Origin of the sequence: Mucilaginibacter sp. PAMC 26640, assembly GCA_001596135.1 — a bacterium.
Taxonomy (GTDB): domain Bacteria; phylum Bacteroidota; class Bacteroidia; order Sphingobacteriales; family Sphingobacteriaceae; genus Mucilaginibacter.
Genome location: CP014773.1, coordinates 556,946 through 579,004, shown reverse-complemented (window position 1 = coordinate 579,004; position 22,059 = coordinate 556,946). Strand labels below are relative to the sequence as shown.

The 22,059-nt window shown below is 45.7% G+C and carries 22 protein-coding genes; 8 read left to right on the top strand and 14 right to left on the bottom strand.

What is annotated here, in order from left to right:
• The first annotated feature begins 5 nt into the window (after positions 1–5).
• Positions 6–923, top strand: a complete 918-nt coding sequence (locus A0256_02585; protein AMR30382.1) for an AraC family transcriptional regulator — start codon at positions 6–8, stop codon at positions 921–923.
• Here A0256_02585 and A0256_02580 read toward each other — a convergent pair.
• Complete coding sequence (locus tag A0256_02580; GenBank protein ID AMR30381.1) at positions 920–2,527, bottom strand: hypothetical protein; 1,608 nt, start codon at positions 2,525–2,527, stop codon at positions 920–922. The genes A0256_02585 and A0256_02580 overlap by 4 nt on opposite strands.
• Positions 2,528–2,772: 245 nt before the next feature.
• Here A0256_02580 and A0256_02575 point away from each other — a divergent pair, with 245 nt between their 5' ends.
• On the top strand, positions 2,773–3,249 hold the full coding sequence (locus tag A0256_02575) for a hypothetical protein (protein AMR30380.1): 477 nt from the start codon (positions 2,773–2,775) through the stop codon (positions 3,247–3,249).
• Positions 3,250–3,251: 2 nt separating this feature from the next.
• Here A0256_02575 and A0256_02570 read toward each other — a convergent pair whose 3' ends face one another.
• Positions 3,252–3,965 carry a hypothetical protein gene (locus tag A0256_02570; protein AMR30379.1) on the bottom strand — a complete coding sequence of 238 codons (714 nt, stop codon included), beginning with the start codon at positions 3,963–3,965 and terminating at the stop codon, positions 3,252–3,254.
• 236 nt (positions 3,966–4,201) lie between these two features.
• Here A0256_02570 and A0256_02565 point away from each other — a divergent pair, with 236 nt between their 5' ends.
• The 3 genes from A0256_02565 (at position 4,202) to A0256_02555 (ending at position 5,659) form a co-directional block, all read left to right on the top strand.
• Positions 4,202–4,675, top strand: coding sequence for a hypothetical protein (locus A0256_02565; protein ID AMR30378.1), 474 nt, complete (start codon positions 4,202–4,204; stop codon positions 4,673–4,675).
• Positions 4,650–5,150: a hypothetical protein gene (locus A0256_02560; GenBank protein ID AMR30377.1), complete on the top strand. Its 501-nt coding sequence runs from the start codon at positions 4,650–4,652 to the stop codon at positions 5,148–5,150. Before A0256_02565 ends, A0256_02560 begins: the two co-directional genes overlap by 26 nt.
• Before the next feature lie 239 nt (positions 5,151–5,389).
• Positions 5,390–5,659, top strand: coding sequence for a hypothetical protein (locus A0256_02555; GenBank protein AMR30376.1), 270 nt, complete (start codon positions 5,390–5,392; stop codon positions 5,657–5,659).
• Here the strand turns inward: A0256_02555 and A0256_02550 are convergent.
• Positions 5,656–6,804 carry an MFS transporter gene (locus A0256_02550; protein ID AMR30375.1) on the bottom strand — a complete coding sequence of 383 codons (1,149 nt, stop codon included), beginning with the start codon at positions 6,802–6,804 and terminating at the stop codon, positions 5,656–5,658. The two genes, A0256_02555 and A0256_02550, sit on opposite strands and share 4 nt — an antisense overlap.
• A gap of 268 nt (positions 6,805–7,072) precedes the next feature.
• Positions 7,073–7,777: a disulfide bond formation protein DsbA gene (locus A0256_02545; protein AMR30374.1), complete on the bottom strand. Its 705-nt coding sequence runs from the start codon at positions 7,775–7,777 to the stop codon at positions 7,073–7,075.
• Between the two features lie 186 nt (positions 7,778–7,963).
• Between A0256_02545 and A0256_02540 the strand changes: the two genes are divergently transcribed.
• Positions 7,964–9,166, top strand: coding sequence for a hypothetical protein (locus tag A0256_02540; protein AMR30373.1), 1,203 nt, complete (start codon positions 7,964–7,966; stop codon positions 9,164–9,166).
• Positions 9,167–9,525: 359 nt separating this feature from the next.
• On the opposite strand, the gene A0256_02535 is transcribed toward A0256_02540, so the two are convergent.
• The 10 genes from A0256_02535 to A0256_02490 all read right to left on the bottom strand — a co-directional run bounded on the left by A0256_02535 (position 9,526) and on the right by A0256_02490 (position 17,551).
• Entirely contained in the window at positions 9,526–10,023 is a 498-nt protein-coding gene (locus tag A0256_02535; protein AMR30372.1) for a hypothetical protein, read from the bottom strand.
• Positions 10,001–10,738, bottom strand: coding sequence for a hypothetical protein (locus A0256_02530; protein AMR30371.1), 738 nt, complete (start codon positions 10,736–10,738; stop codon positions 10,001–10,003). Before A0256_02530 ends, A0256_02535 begins: the two co-directional genes overlap by 23 nt.
• Before the next feature lie 184 nt (positions 10,739–10,922).
• The gene (locus A0256_02525; protein ID AMR30370.1) at positions 10,923–11,333 is read right to left on the bottom strand and encodes a hypothetical protein; all 411 of its coding nucleotides are present in this window, start codon (positions 11,331–11,333) and stop codon (positions 10,923–10,925) included.
• Positions 11,334–11,399: 66 nt separating this feature from the next.
• The gene (locus A0256_02520; protein ID AMR30369.1) at positions 11,400–11,768 is read right to left on the bottom strand and encodes a hypothetical protein; all 369 of its coding nucleotides are present in this window, start codon (positions 11,766–11,768) and stop codon (positions 11,400–11,402) included.
• A gap of 309 nt (positions 11,769–12,077) precedes the next feature.
• A complete protein-coding gene (locus A0256_02515; GenBank protein AMR30368.1) occupies positions 12,078–12,290 on the bottom strand; it encodes a hypothetical protein in 213 nt (70 codons plus the stop codon).
• A 5-nt stretch (positions 12,291–12,295) separates the two neighbouring features.
• Entirely contained in the window at positions 12,296–13,732 is a 1,437-nt protein-coding gene (locus tag A0256_02510; protein AMR30367.1) for a hypothetical protein, read from the bottom strand.
• A 1-nt stretch (position 13,733) separates the two neighbouring features.
• Positions 13,734–16,091, bottom strand: coding sequence for a hypothetical protein (locus A0256_02505; protein AMR30366.1), 2,358 nt, complete (start codon positions 16,089–16,091; stop codon positions 13,734–13,736).
• Between the two features lie 374 nt (positions 16,092–16,465).
• Positions 16,466–16,834 carry a hypothetical protein gene (locus A0256_02500; protein AMR30365.1) on the bottom strand — a complete coding sequence of 123 codons (369 nt, stop codon included), beginning with the start codon at positions 16,832–16,834 and terminating at the stop codon, positions 16,466–16,468.
• Between the two features lie 98 nt (positions 16,835–16,932).
• Positions 16,933–17,289 carry a glycoside hydrolase gene (locus tag A0256_02495; GenBank protein AMR30364.1) on the bottom strand — a complete coding sequence of 119 codons (357 nt, stop codon included), beginning with the start codon at positions 17,287–17,289 and terminating at the stop codon, positions 16,933–16,935.
• Positions 17,290–17,368: 79 nt separating this feature from the next.
• Positions 17,369–17,551 (bottom strand): hypothetical protein, encoded by a 183-nt coding sequence (locus A0256_02490; protein ID AMR30363.1) that lies wholly within the window; start codon positions 17,549–17,551, stop codon positions 17,369–17,371.
• Between the two features lie 241 nt (positions 17,552–17,792).
• Here A0256_02490 and A0256_02485 point away from each other — a divergent pair, with 241 nt between their 5' ends.
• The gene (locus A0256_02485; GenBank protein AMR30362.1) at positions 17,793–19,799 is read left to right on the top strand and encodes a six-hairpin glycosidase; all 2,007 of its coding nucleotides are present in this window, start codon (positions 17,793–17,795) and stop codon (positions 19,797–19,799) included.
• Between the two features lie 5 nt (positions 19,800–19,804).
• Complete coding sequence (locus A0256_02480; protein ID AMR30361.1) at positions 19,805–22,009, top strand: hypothetical protein; 2,205 nt, start codon at positions 19,805–19,807, stop codon at positions 22,007–22,009.
• Positions 22,010–22,059 lie beyond the last annotated feature (50 nt).

Sequence of the window (22,059 nt, the reverse complement as noted above, 5' to 3'; positions counted from 1 at the left end):
GTGCTATGGCCGTTACGCAACCCATCAGGTGTAAAACAATCAGCGAGTTCCACAAATTCAGGGGCCTGCCCAAGCCCGAGCATCCGCTGATCAGCGTGATCAGCTTAGATGATGTGGAGGAAATGCCACCGGGTGAGATCAGCGTGGTGAAGGATTTTTATTCTATTGCGCTGAAGCGGAACTTTAACGTAAAGATGAAGTACGGCCAGCAGCCCTATGACTTTGACGAGGGGACCATGTTTTTTATGGCACCGGGGCAGGTGCTTAAGCTGGAAGTGGAAAAGGTAAGTAAATTAAAACAGTCGGGATGGATGCTGCTTTTCCATCCCGACTTTTTATGGAACACGCCGCTGGCCAAAAACATAAAGCAGTACGCCTATTTTGATTATGCGGTGAACGAGGCGCTTTTCCTGTCGGACAAGGAGGAAACGATCATTACGGGTATTATGCACAACATCCGGCAGGAATACCAGGCCAACATCGATCAGTTTAGCCAGGATATTATTATTGCCCAGCTGGAACTGGTACTCAACTACTGCGACCGGTTTTATCACCGGCAATTCATCACCCGTAAAATAACCAGCCACAGCATCCTCAACCGGCTGGAAGAGATCCTGGCCGAATATATCAACAGCGATCAGTTAGCGGGGCAGGGCCTGCCCACGGTGCAATACATAGCCGATGCGCTAAACGTTTCACCGGGCTACCTCAGTAGTTTGCTTAAAACGCTTACCGGGCAAAGCACCCAGCAGCACATCCACGAGGCGCTGATAGAAAAAGCAAAGGAACGGCTGAGCACCACCGGGCTTTCGGTAAGTGAAATAGCGTACGGACTAGGATTTGAGCATCCGCAATCCTTCAGCAAGCTGTTCAAAACAAAAACCAGCCAGTCGCCGCTGGAGTTCAGGGCCTCATTTAATTAAAGGGGGCTTTGGTTTTGTGGTAGTCCATCGTCCCCGGGGCTGAGGGGTATGGTAAACCAGAAGGTACTGCCTTTGCCCATCTCACTCTCCACCCCAATTTCGCCATCGTGTTTCTGTATAATTTGCGAACAGATATAGAGGCCCAGGCCAAGGCCCGAATATTGGATGCCGCTGTTATCGGCCCGGTAATACTTATCAAACAAATGCTTTTGCTTGTCGGCGGGGATCCCCGGCCCGGCATCTGTAACAGAAACTTTAACAGCCTGCGCAACGCTTTGAATATGGATAGCAATATTGGGCGACTGCGGCGCGTATTTGATGGCGTTGTTAATAAAATTGACCAGCACCTGTTTAATGCGGTCCTCATCGGCAGTTACCTGCAGGTGCACATCGCCGGTTGTGATCACCTGGTGCCTGCCATCGTCCAGGAAATGCTGGCAGCAATCGGTAGCCAGGGCGGCAATGTTAAAAGTGGTATAGTTTACATGCAACTGCCCGTTGGTAAGCTTGCTTACATTAAGCAGATCATTGACCAGGCTGCTTACTTTTTGGCAGCTTTTGCTGGCCTGTTCTATCAGTTTGGCATGTGTGCCCGCCTGCGGGTTATCTTTAACCCGGTACAGCAACTGTATACAGGCAGACAGGCTGGTGAGGGGTGTTTTTAATTCGTGGCTGGCAATGCTGATGAAATCATCTTTTTGCTGCTGCAGCTGTTTAAGTTCGTCAATATCGGTACAGGTACCAAACCACTTAACAATGCGGCCGTTAACATCAAAGTAAGGGGCGGCCCGGCCCAGTACCCAGGCATATTCGCCGGTGTATTTTCTTAAACGGTATTCAATTTCGTAGGGGTCGCCGGTTTGCAGGCTATGGTTCCATATTTTCCATGCCCGTTCGCGGTCATCCGGGTGGAATATTTCGTTCCAGCCCTCGCCCTGCGTTTGCTCATAAGTGGTGCCCGTAAAATCGTACCAGCGTTTGTTATAGTACTCATGGTAACCTTCAGCATCGGTAACCCAAATCATCTGGATGATGGAGTCGGCCAGCTGTTTAAACTGGTTTTCGCTTTCGGAGAGTGCGGCCGTGCGGGTAACAATGCGTTGTTCAAGCTCATTGTTCAGGTCATTCAGTCCTTCCTGTGTGCGCATTAACTCCTCGTTAGATGCGGTAAGCTCTTCGTTCAGCACCTGCACCTCTTCATAGGCTTCCGTCAGGCGCGATCTGGATTGCGCCAGTGCCTGTTTGGTGAGGATCTGATCAGTTATGTTGGTGGCCAGCTGGATGATATAAACCACCTGGCCGGCTTCGTTCAATACCGGCGTGTGGCTTGGGTCCCAATAGCGGGCAATAAATTTACCGGGGTTAGCAATGTCAGGTACATCATACCGCTGAATGGGCATGAAGTGTGGTTTGCGGGTGCGCAACACTTCCTGCAGAGATGCATTGATATTTTGAACGCCGTCGGCATCCGGCAGGTCGGGGTTATCCGGAAAGGCTTCAAAGATATGTTTGCCGGTAATATCTTCCCTCCGTGCGGAAACCGCCTGGAGATAAAGGTTACTTGCCGTTATGATGTACAAGTCGGGCGACAGCACGAGGTACATGTTCGGCACGGTTTCAAAGGCCTTTAGTGTTTCTGCTGATGGTGTGCTGCTGATCGCCATTTTATTGGGTTTATGCCTTATAGATAGTGCCAAAGGTAACAACCTGATTGTAAATACGGTTTCCCTGCCTTAGTTTTTGAGGGGAATTCATACCCTTTTCCGGAATTGTTCATCAGATTAACGGCAATAACAAACTATCAAGAGTCTGCAATGTTGTATCGGCATACAAAATAGCTGATACCATTATGAAAAGGGGAAACATCATATTACAAACGATAGGGCTGGGGGCAGTGGCCGGGATGCGCGCATCTATGGCGCCAATGGTGGCCAGTCATTATTTAAGCAATCATCCCAACCCGGCGCTGTCCAGAACGGCGTTCAGGTTTATCCAAATGCCGGTAACTGCATTCGTTACGAAGCTGATGTCGGCCGCGGAAGTTACGGGCGATAAGGTGCCGGGCGGCCCGGACAGGATCATACCGGCGCAACTGATGGCAAGGGTAGCATCGGGGGCACTGGTGGGCGCAACCATATATAAGGCCAACCGCCAGAGTGTTATAGAAGGTATGCTGCTGGGGGGCGCGTCTGCGTTTGCGGTAACATTTGCCAGTTTTTACCTGCGCAAGTATGCCGATAAACTGCCTTTTGTTAAAGACCAGGTAGCAGGTGTGGTAGAAGATGCGGTGGCCTTAGGCACGGGCATTTCTATACTGAAAGCATAACGCTATTGCAAAAAGGGCTGGATCTTCCGCTGATCGGGCGGGAGGGCCAGGTACTTTTTGTAACTGCTGTTGAGGTAATTGAGGAGGTTAAAATCCTTACGGGTGTATTCCTTTACCCCGGGGGTAAACAGCCCGATAAAGTTATCCAGTTCTTCGCCCTTTAAGGGCACATACTTGCCGATGTTCTCCGGCACAAATAGGCCATGGATCTCGTCCATGGTGTCGAAATCCTTTAGCTTCTTCTCCAGTTTGGCCTGGTCATGTTCGCCTTTTTTCCAGTAATGCAAGCGCATGGTGATACCACCGTCGATATTGCCTTCCCGGTCGCGGTGCTTCACAACGGTTTGCCCGTGAAATTCAGGATCATAAATGTTTTTCAGCGGTTTTTTAAGTTCCGTTGCGGTAACGGTAACCTCCTGCAGTGGAAACTTCTGCGGGTTCAGAAAGATCTCGGTACTGTTCAGGCTGGTAACCAGTACGGTATCTGGCAGGTATGAGAAGCCCTTGAACAAAACCAGATCACCCACTTTTGCCGGCAGACTGTACGATCCTGATTTATCAGATGTAGTGTTACTTTTATTGTTAAGGTTTTGGATGAAGATATTGGCCAGGCCAATGCGGGTTTTATCTTCCATGACCTTGCCTTTAAAAATTCCCTGCGCATGAGCGGCTGTAATAGCAAAGGGAAACAAGAGCAGGCAGAGATACTTCAGCATGGTTTAAAACTAATAAATTTTGGGCGGGTGCTTATAAATTTAACTATTTTTAACGTTGAGGAGAGGTAATTACCCTAGCAGATACCTATATAATATTTTCTGCGAAAAATTTTTAACTAAATTGTTGTGTTTTGTTAATATATTAGGCGGTAAATATTTTTATATTTTGCGTTAGATCCCTGCATATAATTATCTCATCTAATTTGAAACCGCAGTTACCAAACTTAAACCAAACGATGCCGGCTGGTGTGCAAACTAAACAAAGTTTGTATAATAGTTACGCTAATATGCTGCTAGGCTACTTGCTTGAAGTTGTAAAAACGAAAGCCATAGCAGAGCAATACCTGGTAGATATTTTTAATGAATTGCAATTCGACGACATCCAGGCGATAACAAAGCAGGGTGCAAACACGTTCTGTAACTTACAAAAGATTGCCCGGAAGAAACTGGCCAAATTCACGGCTACCATTGAAGAATGTACCAATGAAGATACCGCACCGGCGAAAGCGGTGATTCAAGGCAACAGATTCATCGAACAGATGGCACCAGAGCAGCAGCATGTTTTTTGCGGGATGCATTACCACGGTAAAAGCACGGCAATACTGGCTGCAGAACTCAACAAACCTGAGGACGCAATCAGGCGGATTTTAAAGGAATCTTTTAACATCATCAGAAACCAGCGTAATGATACAGCAAGAATACATAGATAGCGGCATTTTAGAAGCCTATGTAACGGGTTCTGCAACCGAAGCGGAGACCCGTGAACTGATGTACATGAAGGTTAAATATCCTGAGGTGAATTTTGCCTTGCAGCAGCTGGAGCTGGATATGGAAAACCTGGCCCGGCACATGGCTGTGGCACCGCCCGCCCGTACCTGGGATAAGATCTCTGACACGATAGACGAACTCATCCTGCGCCCAGAATACAACCCCGAAGCCTTTAACGCAGAAAAAGAAGATAACAACCACAATAATTTTAATCAGAACAGCGGGCCCCATTTTATAGAGGTAGAGGCAGAATCGAACCACATGAAAGTGCATAAAGCATGGAAATGGGTTTTTGCAGCCGTGTTTGTTTTAGGCAAGATTTTTTTAGGCTGTGCCATTTACTTTTACCTGGAGAACAGGCAGGCACAGCAGCAGGTGCAGGAGCTCAAAACCGAGCTGAGACAGCTGAATAAGTAGCGGGTTGACTGTCGCGCCAGTAACGCAAAGAATACGAAGTTTTCGCAAAGGAGCACAAAGATTGGGTATGGGATTTATTAATTCTAAAACGAAACTGCATTGCTTATATTAACTAAAAGCTTTGTGCACTCCGTGTCCTTCTTAGCGTCCTTTTTGATACAATAAACGGCCATGCATTAAACGGATCCAAAACTTTCTCCCAATAAGGCTGTTCCCTAAGCATAACTATCTACGAGCTTATGAATACCTATCAGCAAAAATGGATCGATGTTTTAAATGCCGCTAATTTAAAAGACTGGCAAATTGAGCCAAGCGGCGATGATATCAATATCACCATGCCCAATGTTACCGATCTGAAACTGATCCGCGATAATTTGCCGCAAACCCTTGCTGCCATATCGCTGGATATCGAAGTACCAAAAGAGCGGCTTAAATTTCATTTCCATAACGGTCACGAAAACTTTGAATACATTTTAAATCCCGGGAATGATGATTTAAATAAGGCTTAGATCTTTGCCTTGGTTGATACAATGGTTACGCAAACCCCCATCATGGCGATCAGCGTAAATGATGCCCTCAAGCTGGCTAAACCGGCAATGAAGCCAATCATTGGCGGGCCAATTAGAAAGCCCATAAAACCGATGGTAGATACCGCAGCCAGCGCCACACCCGGCGACATGGTTTTAGATTTACCTGCGGCACTATACACCATCGGCACAACCGATGATACCCCTGCTCCAACAAACAGGAAGCCAATCAGCGCCGTGTAGAGGTGCGGGAAGATCACCGCGATTAGCAGGCCGATAGCAGTCAGCATCCCGCTAAGCTGCATGGTGCGCTTTAGCCCGAATTTGTTTGCAAACCAGTCGGCTATAAAGCGGCCGCCGGCCATGGTAAACATAAAAGCCGTGAAGCCGGTACCTACCCATGCCACATCGGCCATCACTACTTTTTTAAAGTAGATCACGCTCCAGTCGAACATGGCACCTTCGCAGATCATCGAACAAAAAGCAATAGCTCCCAATTTGATGAGCGAGTTATCCGGCATTACAAAAACCGGCCCCGAGTTGGCTACCTTGTCGTTTTTTAAATACCCCGTGGTGATGATTGTAACTACTACGATGATTGCTAGTATTAACGTAAAATGATACAGCGGGATGATACCTCTGCTGATCATAAAGGTACCGATCCCCGCCCCGGTGAAGCCCGCCAGGCTCCATAAGCCGTGGAACGACGCAAGAATGGGCCGACCGTATAATTCTTCGGCGGCAACCGCCTGGGTGTTTACCGAGATATTTACCGCATTGCTGCTAAAGCCAAAAAAGAGCAGGCAAATAATAAGTTGAAAGGTGTTTTGGGCCAGCCCTAAAGTAACCAGGCAGCAGGCATATACAATTAATGCCGAAATGAGCAAATTCCGGCTGCCGATCCGGGTGATGATCCAGCCGGAAAAAGGCAGGGAACACATTAAACCAACCGGCAGGGCAAACAACACACCGCCCAAAGCAGCATCCGACAGGTCGAGTGTTTGCTGAACGGTTGCTATACGCGATGCCCAGCTGGAAAAGCTGAGCCCGGCCATGAAAAACATAGCGGCTACGGCAATACGTAATGTGGTTCGGGAATGATTATATAGGGGCGCTGCGGTTTCCAAATTCTGTAATTATCAAAGTGTACTATTAACACTAAGGTACAAATGTAGCATCTAAATTTAAATAATTAAAATTACAGCATTTAAAAATAAGCTTTAATGGCAGGTATTACTTTTTAATGTTAAATGAGCTTACTACATCTTTGTGCAAAACACCATCGTCATCTTCCAATCTTTCGTGCAAAAGCGGAAAGGTTCCGTCGTTCTTGCCCTAAATTATGGAAATTATTTCGTAACAATTAAAATGTGCCGGCAATAATATAAAATAGGTTTAGCAGTCGCCATCCGGGCCACAGGTTGGGCCCTCAATGGTTTCAAATCCAGTTGTTTTCTGCTCCTGTGTCCACTCTTCAAAAGCTTTGTCAAGTGTTTGTGTAAACACCGGCACCGCCTGGGCGCCAGATACTGCGTATTTACCGTTCATTACAAAAAAAGGCACGCCGCGGATACCTAACTCACCGGCTTCAGCAATGTCATGTTTCACGTCATCGGCGAAAGCATTGCTCCCCAGCACGCCTATCACCTCATCGCGATCAAGGCCTATCTCTTCTCCCAAGCCTGCCAGCGTGTCAATATCATCGGTATTTTTTCCCAAAGTAAAATAAGCTTTAAAAAGGGCCTCCTCTGCCGCATCACCCAGGCCGTGTTGTTTGGCAAAGTGTGTAAATCGGTGCGCCTTAAAGCTGTTAGCTACTACAGCCCTGTCAAAATCATAGGTCAGGCCAACTTCTGCAGCCATTTCGGTAACATGGGCATTCATGTTTTGGGCATATTCCAGCGTCCAGCCTTTTACATCGGCCAAATACTGACTAATGTTTACCGACGGGTCCGTTTGCATATCCGGGTTCAGCTGAAAGCTTTTCCATTCAATTTCTACCTGTTCTTTATGATCAAACTGCTGTAACGCATCCTCAAAACGGCGTTTGCCGATATAACAAAAAGGACACATCACATCGCTCCAGATCTCAACTTTCATGCTCGTTTAATTTTACAGGCTAAAGGTATAGTATGTTGGCAAAATTGGGGTAAGGGTAGCGTAAAATTATCGCAGAATGTACTAATTACTGCCAGCTCCTCACGGGATGTTGAAAGGTAGGCTATTTTTTATAACTTAGTCACTGAAACCTAGTTAACCAATACTTAGATAAGCCTTACCCCATCAATGAACACTATAAATAAACCATGGCTTTTTTGGACTGGCATCCTGTTGCTTGTTTTTCCTGGCCTGGTGCATGCTTATTTGTTAATGCCGTTTCCCGGCAGTCAAAATATAGAAGCAATTACCCTTTGCTATTATTTAGAGGCGGCGGTGCTGCCCCTGCGGATTATCGGCGTGGTTATCATCGCTGCCTATATCATTGTTTTTTTTAACAGAAATACCCGGACGAACAAGATCGTAAAGCTGAGCGTGCTGGCCTTGTGCCTGCTGAGCTTTTACTTTACTGACTACCTGTTTAAGGCTGAGGTTATGTTTAAAGAAACGCTGAAACCGCGGTTTGCCAATGGTTTGCAAAGTAAGGTTCCGCAGCGGTACCTGGTTATTGGCGTGGTGCACAACGGTGTAGCAAAAGCCTACCCAATTGTTTACCTGGGCTATCACCATAAAGTGCAGGATAGCATAGGTGGCAAACCTGTTTTGGTAACTTATTGCACTATGTGCCGCACCGGCCGGGTTTATGACCCGGTTATGGAAGGCACGGCGCAAACCTTCCGGCTGGTAGGCGCACGGCACTACAATGCGATTATAGAAGATGAAACTACCGGGTCATGGTGGTACCAGGCTACCGGGGTTGCTGCTGTTGGTCCCCTGCAAGGGCAGCACTTACAGGAGATACCCAATGAACAAATGGCGCTGGAAGCCTGGCTAAACAAATATCCGGCCTCCCTAATTATGCAGCCAGACGGTAAGTACGCCGAAGACTACAACGATCTGAAAGACTATGACAGCAAGCAGGCTGTGGATAAGGACAGTAGCCTTAAAAACAAGGATTCGCTTATAAACAAAAGCTGGATGGTGGGCATAATCGCCAACGGACAAGCCAAGGCCTACGATTGGCGGCATTTGGTGAAGCAACGGGTTTTAAATGATACGGTGAACGGCGCCTCGCTCGTCATCGCCGTTGAAGATGACCAGCTCAGCTTTCATACCTGGGGCCGCCGGGTAGACGGCAAGCTGCTGCATTTTAAAATGTATAAGAATAATTGCCTTGCCGATGAAGAAACCTCGTCCGTATGGGATCGCACCGGTACTTGTATAAGCGGCCCCAATAAAGGCAAACAACTCACCGCTATACAATCCTACCAGGAATACTGGCGTTCGTGGAAGCAGTTCCACCCTGGCACCGCGTTTTGGAAAGGAAAGTAGTGGATGTGCTGATGTGCAAATTTCAGATGTGCAGATAAAGCAGGTTATCGTTTCAGAGAATAATGGCGATGCCTCCGGCCCGGGCTGTTCAGGGCTCCGCTTTGCTCCGGCCACTTTACCCGGCTCGCTTCCTGCCGCACAGTGGCTAAACCCTTACCATCCCTATCGCTGAGCTGCGCGGGCATGCGAAGCCTTTGCAGAGACGGATAATTTGCATGCGGGCCACAAGCCGGGAGGCTTGCGGCAGCGAAAAAACGCTTGCGGTAGCGGCAGCATAAACTCTCGAACACTTTCTTAACACATGCCACAGCCGTGCGCCAGCTTAGGGATATATTTACCCTGCATCTGAAAAACCTAATTTATATTCCCTTTAAAATTTCATGCAATTCCTGATCAAAAAATCCATTGAGAAGATACAATTCTTTTTCATAAAGCATCACTTTTAAAACACGACCGTTATAATTAAATACTTTCTCTAAAGGATAGTACGTGACTTTCAAATTAAGCTCATTTTTTTTCACTGTCAATTTTATTTCCTTTTTGGTATAAAATGAAAACAAAGTAAAATTTGCCGTTGTAAATATAACTTCATCATCAGTTAATTCTAATTGAACTATAGTTCGATTAACGATATCGGAAGTTCGGAACGCACTCCAATAAATGAAAAACGTAATTATTCCGAATAGACCTATCACCCAGAAAAAGAATAATCCGCTAGTGTCTCTGCCCCACATCAATAAGCCGACACATATTCCTAAAAATATATAGAAAATTGTTTCAAAAGTGAAACTTTTTTCCATCTTAAGAATACGCTCTAGAAACCCTTGTGTAATCTTACTTTTTATAGGTGCTTGCATCTAAATAGTTTGTGTAATAGTTACTTACGTATAAAATAGCATTTGCTGCTCTATCTATCCCATTTGTTGCTCCTAAGAACCCGACTACAGAACTAACATTGCCTTCAATTACTATAAAAGATGTCAAATCATTTAATGTGCCAAGAACATAATCCGCTCTATCACCTAACGGATCATTATACATAATGGGATTATCATTCCCATATTGGTAGCCACTCAAATTAGCGGTACTTTCCGCCATTGGATCACTCGCAACAAATCTACCTAAAACTGCGTCATAGTTTCGATAAAAGGTTTGCTGAAGGTCCGGCAGGTTGCTGTAATCGTTCTGCCACTCGCTGCCACCGTTATAGAGGTTTTTATTGGGTGTGGTTGGCAGCGCAACCGGGCTATTGGCGAGTGTCATGCCAAAGCCGTAATAACTGTTCTCCTTCGTAACCTTTGCAACGCCATTATTCTCTTGGAGACTGATCCTGGCGTTGCCCTGCTGGTCGGTGATCACATACTCCGGCTTCAATGTTCCGCCGGTGTTCAGTACCCTGCCTTCCGGCATACCAAAATAAGCCAGCACGCCGTACGTATAAATAAACCCGTCGATGTAATCCGTCGTTTTTAATGTCGTTGTGCCGTTAATCACATCGTACTGCTGTTTCCTGATCAGCACGCCGCCCGCATCGTACGTATATTTGATATTACGCCCGGCAACACTGTTCATGGTGATCACATCCGTACGGTTCAGAATATTGTAAGTGATGCCCAAATATTTATACGGATCGGTTTTAAGATTGCCGCTTGCATCATAATCATAAGCCCCCGCGGCACTACCGCCCGCAAAAACCTTAAAACCACCCGCAGCAGCATTAGCTGCGTTATCGGCAACCGCTGTAAGTTTGTAAAATTTACTTAAGTAGGAATAAATATTTTGTACTTATAGCAAAATAAAAAATTAGCAAAACTGAAGAGCCCAAAAAGATAACATCATAGATAATTTTTCTTTCCACACTTTGGGGTTCCCAGTATAATTTCAAATTTTCATAATTTTTTAAATATCTTAATGTGTTATAAACTGTTAACCCAGCGAAAGGAAAAATAAACAAGACTAGAAAGATTACCATAGAATTAACATAAATCTGTTTTTTATTAAGAATGACAGTAATCAAGTACTCTACGGTGGCACTAATTGGCATCGTTTGCAGCGCACTAAGGATTACTATAGCTCGGGAACTCTCCCCCCCCTCGTAAGAATAAAATAATTTGGCTAGCCTATAATAGCTATAATCAAAAATTGATTTCATACTTAAAACTACCATCTTTTTATCGCTTCATCAATAAATTACCGATCTGACAGTGATTGATGTTCCAGTAATTGTTTCTGTTCAAATATCCAAGCCCGCGTATCCTAACGTGACCCAACCAACTGACCATGCCATTAAAGCCACTCCAATAATTAATTTTGCTCCATCCTCAATCGTAATATACCCATTTTGTTTGTAGGCCGAATAAGCAGTAAACGCGACTCCAGCTATTCCTAGTGCCCGTCCTGTAATAACTGCAGCTATTGATTCGGGAGTTTTCCCAGGCACCTTTAAGAAACTTTCGGCTATTCCTGCCGTAAGTAATCCTTTTGATACAGCCGTGGACGGCGAAAATCCAACAAAAGGAGCGTTTATGAATCCATCTGCAAAATCAATTTGATGTCGAAAAATCGCAGAAAGTGGTATTTCTGAACGATGAGCTATCGTCAAGTCATTTAAATATTCGTACAAAGCCGCTTAACAACTATAAGAATCATCACCCAAGGCGTTTGTCATTTGGCTAACGATATTACCTTTAGCGTCTATCACAGTATATACGCCTAAATCGCCAGACAAATAGCCTCGGGATCTATAAATATTAGTTCCCAGCATTCCGCTAACCGCCAATTGCTGGTAAATCCTGCCGCACAGTGGTTAAACCCTTACCATCCCTATCGCTTAAAAGTTCTGAACCAGGATTTGCATAAATAACAAGCCAATTCGGCTTATTAGCTGCAAATTCTGATTCAGACAAACAGTTTACTTCTTCGTTGTATCCCGTTCTACCAAATCCATTCCGCATTTACTGCAGGTGCCCGGTTTATCGGAGGTGATATCCGGATTCATTGTACAATAGTATTTGCCCTTTGGTTTAGCGGCTTCGGTTGTCGCTGCGTCTTTTTTTGCAGCGGTATTACAGGCGGCTAAAGCCAGCAGGCCTGTTAATGCGAATAATGTGATACGGATCTTCATGATAATTATTTGTTTTTAATAAAGGCGGCAAAGCCAAATAGCGAAACTACCAGCACGCCCAGTGCGGCCAGCATACTTACAATGTCCCTGAAGTTTTTACCGGCCCAGGTCATGCCGAAATATTTGTGCAAAAATATAAAGGAAAATCCTTCTGCGCGGTCTATTCCCGCAACTTTTGTGGCTAACTGGCCGGTAGTGGTTTCGATATACCAATTTTCATGACCAGGATAAGCCACCTGCATTACCGGCAGGCGCTTATTGATGAAGCCGTATTCATTATCAAACTGGCGGATCTGGGTTGTCTTCAGTTTACCCTGAACCGGCGGGGTGCCCGTATGGTAAAAGTTTGCAAGATAAGTTGCGTAGGACGCATCACCTCCAGGTAGTTCAGCCCCGGTAGCAGCATCAAAATAAAGCAGCTCCTTTTCGCGGGTACTTACCTGGTAATAATTGTTGCCGTTAAACTTAACCAACCCGGTTTTAACCATACTGCTATCTGCAATGGGCAGCTTTAAATTAGAAACCGCTATTTCTTTGGCTGCTATCACTTGGCGGTAGGTTTTTGCGTTCGGACCGGCATTGTGCAGTTTTACTATCAGGTGAAACGCTGCACTGATGATAAAAGTAAAGAGCACAAAAGATACGATAAGCCCCAGTTTCCGGTGAAAGCGGTGTAAAAACCGTTGATCTTCCCTGCCGGTGAGTTTGCGCTTTTGCTGTATCGTTTTAAATTTCTTCCAAAAGAAACCATAAACCGTTAAGCCACTTACCAGCGAAAGAAACATGATACCTACAACGATCAGCAGGATGATGAGCCTGAACTGTTCGCCCCCAAAATCGGCCAGAAATGCCCAGGTGTGCAATTGTTCAAAAAACACCAGCATGGTTTTGCGGGTATTATTGTTGAAAGTTCCCATGCGGCTTTGCCCGGTTTCTATATACACATCCATACCATCCGCACGGTCGAAAGCTACTTTCCAAACTGGCAGCAGGTGGTTGATGGGCTGATAGTGGGCATCAAATTTATTTTGGAGGGTGATGCTTTTAATGCGGGATACCGTATCTTTTGTAAAGTACCGGGCTAAATATTGGGCATACTTTTGGTCGCCATTTTGTACCAACTGCCCGGTGCTTGCCAGGTAGTAATTCATCACACTGTCCTTTCCCAGGATCTGGTAACACGTTTGTCCTTCAAGGCTAATCATCCCAAAGTTGCTAAATTCCGCAACGCCGTTTTTAGCCAATACCTGCTGTAACGATAAGGCAGGTTTCAGCTCGCCCTGTGAAAGCGGTTGACAAACTTCCAGCGCGATAGATGGCCTGAACCAATTAGACATGAAGGGGTGCGACAGTCCGCTGAGCGTCCAGCAGATCACCGGTACCAGGGCTATTAAGCCCAGGATGCGATGCCATTTATAGAAATTTTGTTTTGCTGTTGCCATGTTAGTGTTTTGCTATAGAATAACTAATGCCTAAAGTGAAAGTGCGCGGAGGGGCGGCGTTATAGGTATCACCATATTGGTTGCTGGTTACGGTTGTAGCATACAGTTTATCCGTAACGTTCAATACGTTGAGCCAGATGCCCGCACCTTTTAGCACGCTGCTTTTTACATCGTAACCAACCCGCACGTTGTAAATATTATAGCCCGAATAGGTTTTGGTATTGGCCGGGTTGGTGTAATACCGGTTAATGTGCTGCCACTCGGTAGAGAGCCTTAACCCATCAACATACGCCGGTTTGTAGGTAAGCTCGCTGTTGGCTATCCAGGCCGGGGCGTTGTTCATCCTTTTTCCATTATAGCTGAACACCGTATTGGTGCCTGTGGCGAAATTGGTGCTTACTTCGCTGTAATCAACATAAGTATGGCGGGCATTCGTGCCGCTAAACCGGAAACTGAACTCCCTTACCGGTGCGTAAACAAGCGAATACTCGATACCGCGGTGGCGGGTAGCACCGGCATTTTGGTTCTGCGTGGTATTATCCGGCAATAGCTGATTAATGATCTCGTTACGTCCTTCCAGATCAAACAAACTTACTTCCACATACATTTTTTTACTGAGTGCGCTAAACCAGCCGCCAGCCTCATAATTGTTAAAGGTTGCCTGCTTTAACGGGACTAATTGCCTGGAGCTGTACAGGTCGCCTGTTTCCGGTGGCTGGAAACCTACGCTGTAGTTGGCATAGAAACCTTTGTTATTACCGATATTGTAAGTAAGGCCCAGTTTTGGGGCAAGGATGTTAAAATCGTTTGTTTCCTGTTGTTTGTACTTGCTGCTGCCCGCGGGGATGTTATTGCTAAAGGCATAGTGAATACGGTCATACCGTAAACCCATTACCACGCGCAAGGCATCAGCCGGTCTGATCTCGTATTGGGTGTATGCTGCGGTGTTAAATAGTTTAATGCGGTAATCATCTATGTAGCGGCCGGTGTTGGTGAAGCCGGTGTAATAGTTATTTGCTACATCTTTTTGCACTTCCAGGTACTTGGCGTAATAGCTGCTGGGGCTGTTATCTAAATAAGCGCCAACAATTAACCTCGACCGCAGGAAATCAAAATCTGTGCGGTGCTGGGCCAAAAGGCCTATGCTGTGAAAGCTTTGATCGTTCACCTGTCCGTTAGAGCTGATGTATTGACCGGTGTTGTCCCTTACGTCGCTGATATAATAGCTGGGCAGCTGTGCTGTAGAATTATCCCGGTAAAACAGCGTTAAAAAGGTGTTGCTTTTTTCACTCCAGGCGTGTTCCAGTTTGGCATTTGCCCGGAAGGCTTGTACCTTACGATAGGTAAAACGCTGGTTGGCCCCATAGCTGCGGCTATAAAAATGCGCACTATCTAAACTGCCGGGTGTTTGGGTGTTTAAGTAGTTATAAGTTACAGAAGTAGTTAACCGGGTTGCTGCATCAAAGTCATAAGTGGTTTTGAAATTGCCCGAGTATTTATCAAAGTCGCTGTAATCCTGCCAGCTATCTTTTTGATGGGCAATATAGCCTCCTGCATACAGGCCAAATTTACCCGACGTAAAGCCACCATCGGCATCTACCCGGCGGTAATGGTAATTATCTCCACGCAATGAAACATTGGCCGCATAACCGGATGGTGCGCCTTGTGTAATAAAATTAACCGCACCCCCGATAGCGTTACTGCCATACAAGGAAGAAGCCGGCCCTTTGATCACCTCGATATCCCTAACGCCGCTCATGTTGATCTCATACAAGGAGTTGTGATTGAAGATGCCCGTGGGGCGGATAGGCAAACCATCTTCCATATACAGGTAAAGGGCATTATAGGTGATCGGCTGGCGGATGGCCATGGTATGCTGTTCGTTGCCGAGATCAACCATGTAAACACCGGCAACTTTATTCAATAATTGGTAAAGGGCGGTGGCTTTGGTGTCATGAATTTGGGTAGCGTTTATTTTGCTGATGGCAATCGGCGCATCCTGCCTGGCCTGCTTTTCCCTGCTGGCAGATACCACTACCTGCTGCAGATCAATTGTAGAAGGCTCCATCAGGATGGACACTGTTGTATTTTTACCGCTGATGGTGAACGTTTGGCTGTTATACCCCACCATGGAAAAGCGAAGAATTTTAATGCCCGCGGCGTTGATGGTAAACCAACCTTTGGCATTAGTATGCGCAAGGTCTTTCGGATTGGCAGCATCGTCGGCAGTACACACCATTACACCTGGAATCGGTTCGTGGGTACGGGCATCCGTTACTGTGCCAGTCAGGCTGGTTTGAGCATATGTTACGATGGAAAAGGATGTGAATAGTATATATATAAAGGTAAATAGTTTCATAAAGTACATTAAAGTGGCGCAAGCCAATGTGGTGATATTGAGTGGTTGTTAGGCGATGTTAAACCGGAGATTTCAGGTTAGCATGGTTTCAAACCCATTGCTAACTAATCCAGGCATCTACACCCGTGGCAATCGCACGAAGAGTTCACTCACCCCGGGTTCGCTACGCTGCCCGACCCTCTCTGCTTCGCAAAGAGGGTGGAAATAAAACTAGCGCTATGTCTCCTCGCCTTTGCCAAGCAGAGAAGGGGGGGGAGTCGATTCAGCGGATTACCGGTAAGCAGGCCAACAACGCATTCAAAAAAATAAAATGCATTAGTTTAAACGATGGGCGATGCCATTATTTAAAACCTGATCAGGAAATGAATGGGTATTTATGAGAGCCGTGGTGGCTGAAAGATAGTGCGCGACTGCACAGGCAGTTTAATCTGCTGACGGGGAATTTGCATCACTGCCAAAACAACGGAGTGAAATTGGATAGTCACCTGGCGGACGGTGCCGGCCTCCTGGAACAGGTTTTTTTGGGCCTGTTTTTCTTCGGAGTTCTTACTGTCTTCGGCTTGCTTTATCTTTTTCATAAAGTAGCACTTGCCGTTACAGTGCATCCAGGGTTTATCGCGGTTTTCGCAAAGTTTGGCAGCAATATAACCCCGGTTCAGCTCAAAGCCCGCGTAAATAAAAAGGCGGGTAAAGTTCACTGTAATAAGTGAAACGATGAGAAAGTATGCGGTTATACGTTGCATTTGGCCGCAAAGGTAATATATACAAGGTTAACAACATAAAAACACCCCCAATAAGTGTTTAACTTTTTGGGGGTGGTTTATAAGTCGGAATTACCGGATTACTTGGCGCGTTTCACCACGAAGTGAGAAGAACTGCCGCCGAAATCAATATCCATGGCGCATGAATCTGCGTAGGCTTTACCTTTGTGAGGATACTCGGTGCCGCTAACGTTTACTTTGAAACTGAACTCATCACCGTTTATTTTGCCATCCTCAAGGTTTACTTCGCCCATTGGAGATACGGCGGTACCTGTTAACTTGTCGCCATCTGCTTTAAAGTTGTAGGTTACTTCCAAAGCCTGTCCATCTGGTGTGTTAATGTTGCCCACCCATTTGCCGTCAAGGGTTGCGAATGCTGCCAGGCATATCATAAAGCAGCAGGATAATAAAGCTGTAGTAAAGATCTTTCTTTTCATAATGGTGTTAATTTTTCAAGTAATAAATGTAGCAATTTAATTAATTAAGAAATGTAAAGGGAATATTAAATATTTGTTCCTATTTCCATTCATTTCTTAATTTTCTGTTGGTAATAACGTCCTTCACCGAAACGCCCTTAAGCTTTCCGTAAAAATCGCTCAATGATTTCTTTTTTGATTTTGGCAGCTTTTTTCGTTGTTGATCGAAATCCTCGGCATTTGTTTTTTGGTCAACCCTGATAATCATATCTTTCAGCACCATCTTCAAGTGAATTATAATATTATTTATTTGAAATTATTTAAAATAAATACCTGCTTAACGGAATATATAATATTTTAAACTTTTAATATTTACGGTATTTTATCCCATAACATGGTAAAATAACTTCTTATAAGGGTAATATATAGTTACAATCAGGTAAAAATCAATTATTACTGCTTGGTATTTACATTTACATTTGAATAGTTTTACATTTAAGCCAGCTAACCAAATTTCTTTGTTTATGAAAAAGATCTGCTTTTTGATTTTCGCTTGCTACAGTGTTTCTGCCCTTGCGCAAAAACAGGATTATCCTATTCAACCTGTTGCATTTACGCAGGTGAAACTGACGGATCACTTATGGACCTCGCGCATTGAAACCAACCGAACGGTAACCATCCCGGCCTCGTTCGATCGTTGTAAAACTACCGGCAGGATCAAAAACTTTGAGATGGCAGCAGAAGGTAAAGGCAAATTTTGTACGGCCTACCCATTTGATGATACAGATATTTATAAAACGATAGAAGGCGCTTCATATTCACTTGCCGTTCATCCTGATAAGAAACTGGATGCTTACCTGGATTCGTTGATTGAAGTTGTTGGCAAGGCGCAGGAGAAAGACGGTTACCTGTATACTTCCCGTACGATTGATCCGCTGCACCCTGGCTCATGGGCCGGCCCCGAGCGTTGGGTAAAAGAGCAGGAAGCCAGTCACGAGTTATACAATGCCGGCCACATGTACGAAGGTGCCGCGGCTCACTTTATGGCAACCGGCAAGCGCAACTTTTTAAATATAGCGATTAAAAACGCCGACTTATTGGTTCGCACCTTCGGCCCCGATAAAAAACATGTGGCCCCGGGCCACGAGATTGTTGAGATGGGCCTGGTGCGTTTATACCGCATCACCGGCAAAAAAGAATACCTGGATCTGGCCAAGTTCTTTATCGATCAGCGTGGCCAAAAGGTTTATAATAAAAAGAGTAAGAACGTATACGAGAACGGTACCTATTACCAGGATGATAAACCTGTTGTTCAACAGGATGAAGCAGAAGGGCATGCCGTACGCGCCATGTACCTGTACTCGGGCATGGCAGATGTTGCCGCTTTAACCGGCGATAAGGAATATCTTTCAGCAATAGATAAAATTTGGGACAACATGGTTACCAAAAAAATGTACGTGCAGGGCAGCATTGGTGCGGTTGGCGATGGCGAGCGTTTTGGCGCTAATTACGAATTGCCAAATACGACTGCCTACAACGAAACCTGCGCGGCCATTGGCAACGTTTTTTGGAACCAGCGGATGTTCCTGCTGCATGGCGACTCAAAATACATCGACGTGCTGGAAAAAACTTTATACAACGGTTTGATCTCTGGCGTTGGTTTGGATGGTAAATCTTTCTTTTATACCAATGCTATGCAGATCCAGGATGATTTTACCCACCCGGATATTGAGCGTGAGCGTTCGGGCTGGTTTGTATGTTCCTGCTGCCCTACCAATGTAGCGAGGCTGATCCCTTCAATTCCCGGCTACATTTACGCCCAAAACGGTAAGGATGTTTTTGTAAACCTGTTTATCAGCGGCAGCGGAAACCTGAAGGTGAATAACAAAACACTGAATATCACCCAGCAAAATAACTACCCATGGGATGGTGGTTTGGTGTTCAATATTAACCCTGCTTCGGCAATGGACCTCAACCTGAAGATCCGCATCCCGGGCTGGGCTAACAACCAGGCTATCCCGTCAGATCTGTACAGCTATCAGCAATCATCTGCATCAAAAATTGAGATCAAACTGAACGGCAAACCCGTAGCTTATACGGTTGACAAAGGCTACGCGGTGATCAGCAAGAAATGGAAAAAAGGCGATAAGGTGGAAATGACCTTACCGATGGATATACAGCGTGTAGTAGCTAACCAGCTATTGCCTGATGATGCCGGCAAAGTAGCTTTGCAGCGTGGCCCCCTGATGTACTGCGCCGAGTGGAAAGATAACGATGGCAAAGCCGCAAATATTATCATCCCAAAAACTACGGAGTTTAAAACGCAATATGAGGCTGGTTTGCTCAATGGCGTTACTGTTTTAACCGGTGAAGTACGGGCAGTGAACATTGATAACGACGGGCAGAATGTAAGCACGCAAACAAAAACCCTTACCGCAATACCTTACTATGCCTGGGCCAACCGCGGCAAAGGGGAAATGATGGTTTGGTTTCCGCAGCAGGTAAAATATGTTGATCTGCAGGCAAAATAAATGATATGAAAAAGCTATTTTCACTGATATTATTTGCCGCCTGCTTTTGTAAAGCGGAGGCCCAGGAAGTTTCTCTTGCTTCCGGCTGGAAATTTAAACCCGGTGATACCGTCTCTTGGTCATCTCCAACGTTGGACGACAGCCAGTGGAAGCCGATAGATGTTTCTAAAAGCTGGGAAAACCAGGGTTACCCGGGTCTCAACGGCTTTGGCTGGTACCGTTTGCATGTGGTAATCCCAATTTCATTAAAAGATAAAGCTTATTTAAAAGACAGCCTTAGGTTTGATCTGCAGAATGTAGATGATAACGACGAAGTGTTCTTAAACGGTAAATTGATCGCCCAAAGCGGGAAAGATATCAAAACGGAGGGCCATTACGGTCAGCGGCGTTATGTGCTGGCAACCAGCAATCCCGCTATTCTGTGGGATAAAGAAAATGTTATTGCTATCCGCATTTTTGATACCGGCGGCGATGGTGGTCTGTATGGGGATAAATTCAGTATCAGCATGAATGATATTATGGATTACGTGACCATCAATACTGAGGCAAATTTTATTTACGGCGATAAAAATGCTGTAGGCAAGTCGATAAAGCTCATCTCAAAAGGGAGCAATTACAACTACAAAGGCAAGCTGGATTTTAAAGTAACCGATCCGGAGACCGGCACCGTGCTTTATCAAAAAACCAATAACGCAGCCTTTGCAGGCGGCAAGCCCTTTACTTATACCTTTAACGCAGCGGCGCTGGAGAAAAAATCATACACCCTGAGTTATACTTTTACCGATAGCCTTTCGAGTATGCAGGTTGTTAAAAGCGAAAGTACGCCTTACATCCTCACACCTGCAGCGGCGCCACAGCCCAAAATAAACGGTGCAGAGGTTTACGGTGCGCGCCCAGGTAATCCCTTCCTCTACCTCATCCCGGCAAGCGGGCAAAAACCATTGACTTATAAAGCTGCGGGTTTACCAAAAGGCTTAGCACTGGATACTAAAACAGGCATTATTAGCGGTACCGTTGCCGCTAAAGGCGAATACCCGGTTACGCTAACGGTAAGCAATGCGCTCGGTACCAATACTAAAAAGCTCAGCATTATCATTGGTGATAAAATTGGTTTAACCCCCGCTTTGGGCTGGAATAGCTGGAACGCCTTCGGATTAAGTGTGGATGATGGCCGTGTGCGCACTGCTGCCAAAACCATGATAGATAAACTTTCTGCCTACGGCTGGAACTATGTGAACATCGACGACGGATGGGAAATAGACAAACGTTTACCAAGCGGCGAGATCACTAGCAACACCAAGTTTCCGGATATGAAGGGGCTCACCAATTTTGTACATAGCCTTGGCCTTAAAATGGGCATTTATTCTTCGCCCGGCCCGCAAACCTGCGGTGGCTTTTTAGGGAGCTGGCAGCATGAGGACCAGGATGCCAAAACCTATGGCGACTGGGGGATAGATTATTTAAAATACGACTGGTGTTCTTATACCGAGGTATCTCCTAAACAAGCTACACTGGCAGATTATCAGAAACCTTACCAGGTGATCCGTGCATCACTGGATAAGGTACACCGCGACATCATGCTGAGTTTTTGCCAGTATGGCTGGGGTAAAGTATGGGAATGGGGGGCCGCAGTTGGTGGTAACAGCTGGCGCACAACCGGAGATATAGAAGATACCTGGAAAAGCATGTCGGGAATTGGTTTTAGCCAGGACGAGGCCGCTAAATTTGCCCAGCCCGGCCATTTCAATGATCCGGATATGCTGGTAGTAGGAAAAGTAGGCTGGGGGCCGCAATTGCACAATAGCCGGCTTACCGCAGATGAGCAGTACACGCACATCAGCTTATGGAGCCTGCAGGCTGTTCCTTTATTGATCGGCTGCGATATGGGTACCCTGGATAAATTCACGCTGAACCTGCTGACCAACGCCGAAGTGCTGGCGATAGACCAGGATGAACTAGGCAAAGCTGCACGGCAAATAGTAAAGGGTGATGATTACCAGATCTGGGTAAAAGAAATGAAAGACGGCAGTAAGGCTATTGGTCTGTTCAACCTGAGCGATAAATACCAAAGCATTACGCTGCCTGCTGAAACAGCAGGTGCTTACAAACGCATCCGCAACGTTTGGCAGCAAAAAGACCTGGCGAAAAGTGCCGTCGATTTTAAAACAAGTGTTGCCCCGCACGGGGTGATGCTGCTGAGGGTATGGTAAGTCCGACCCTCCCTTTTAGAGGAGTGCAAGAGATTAAATAACAAATAACA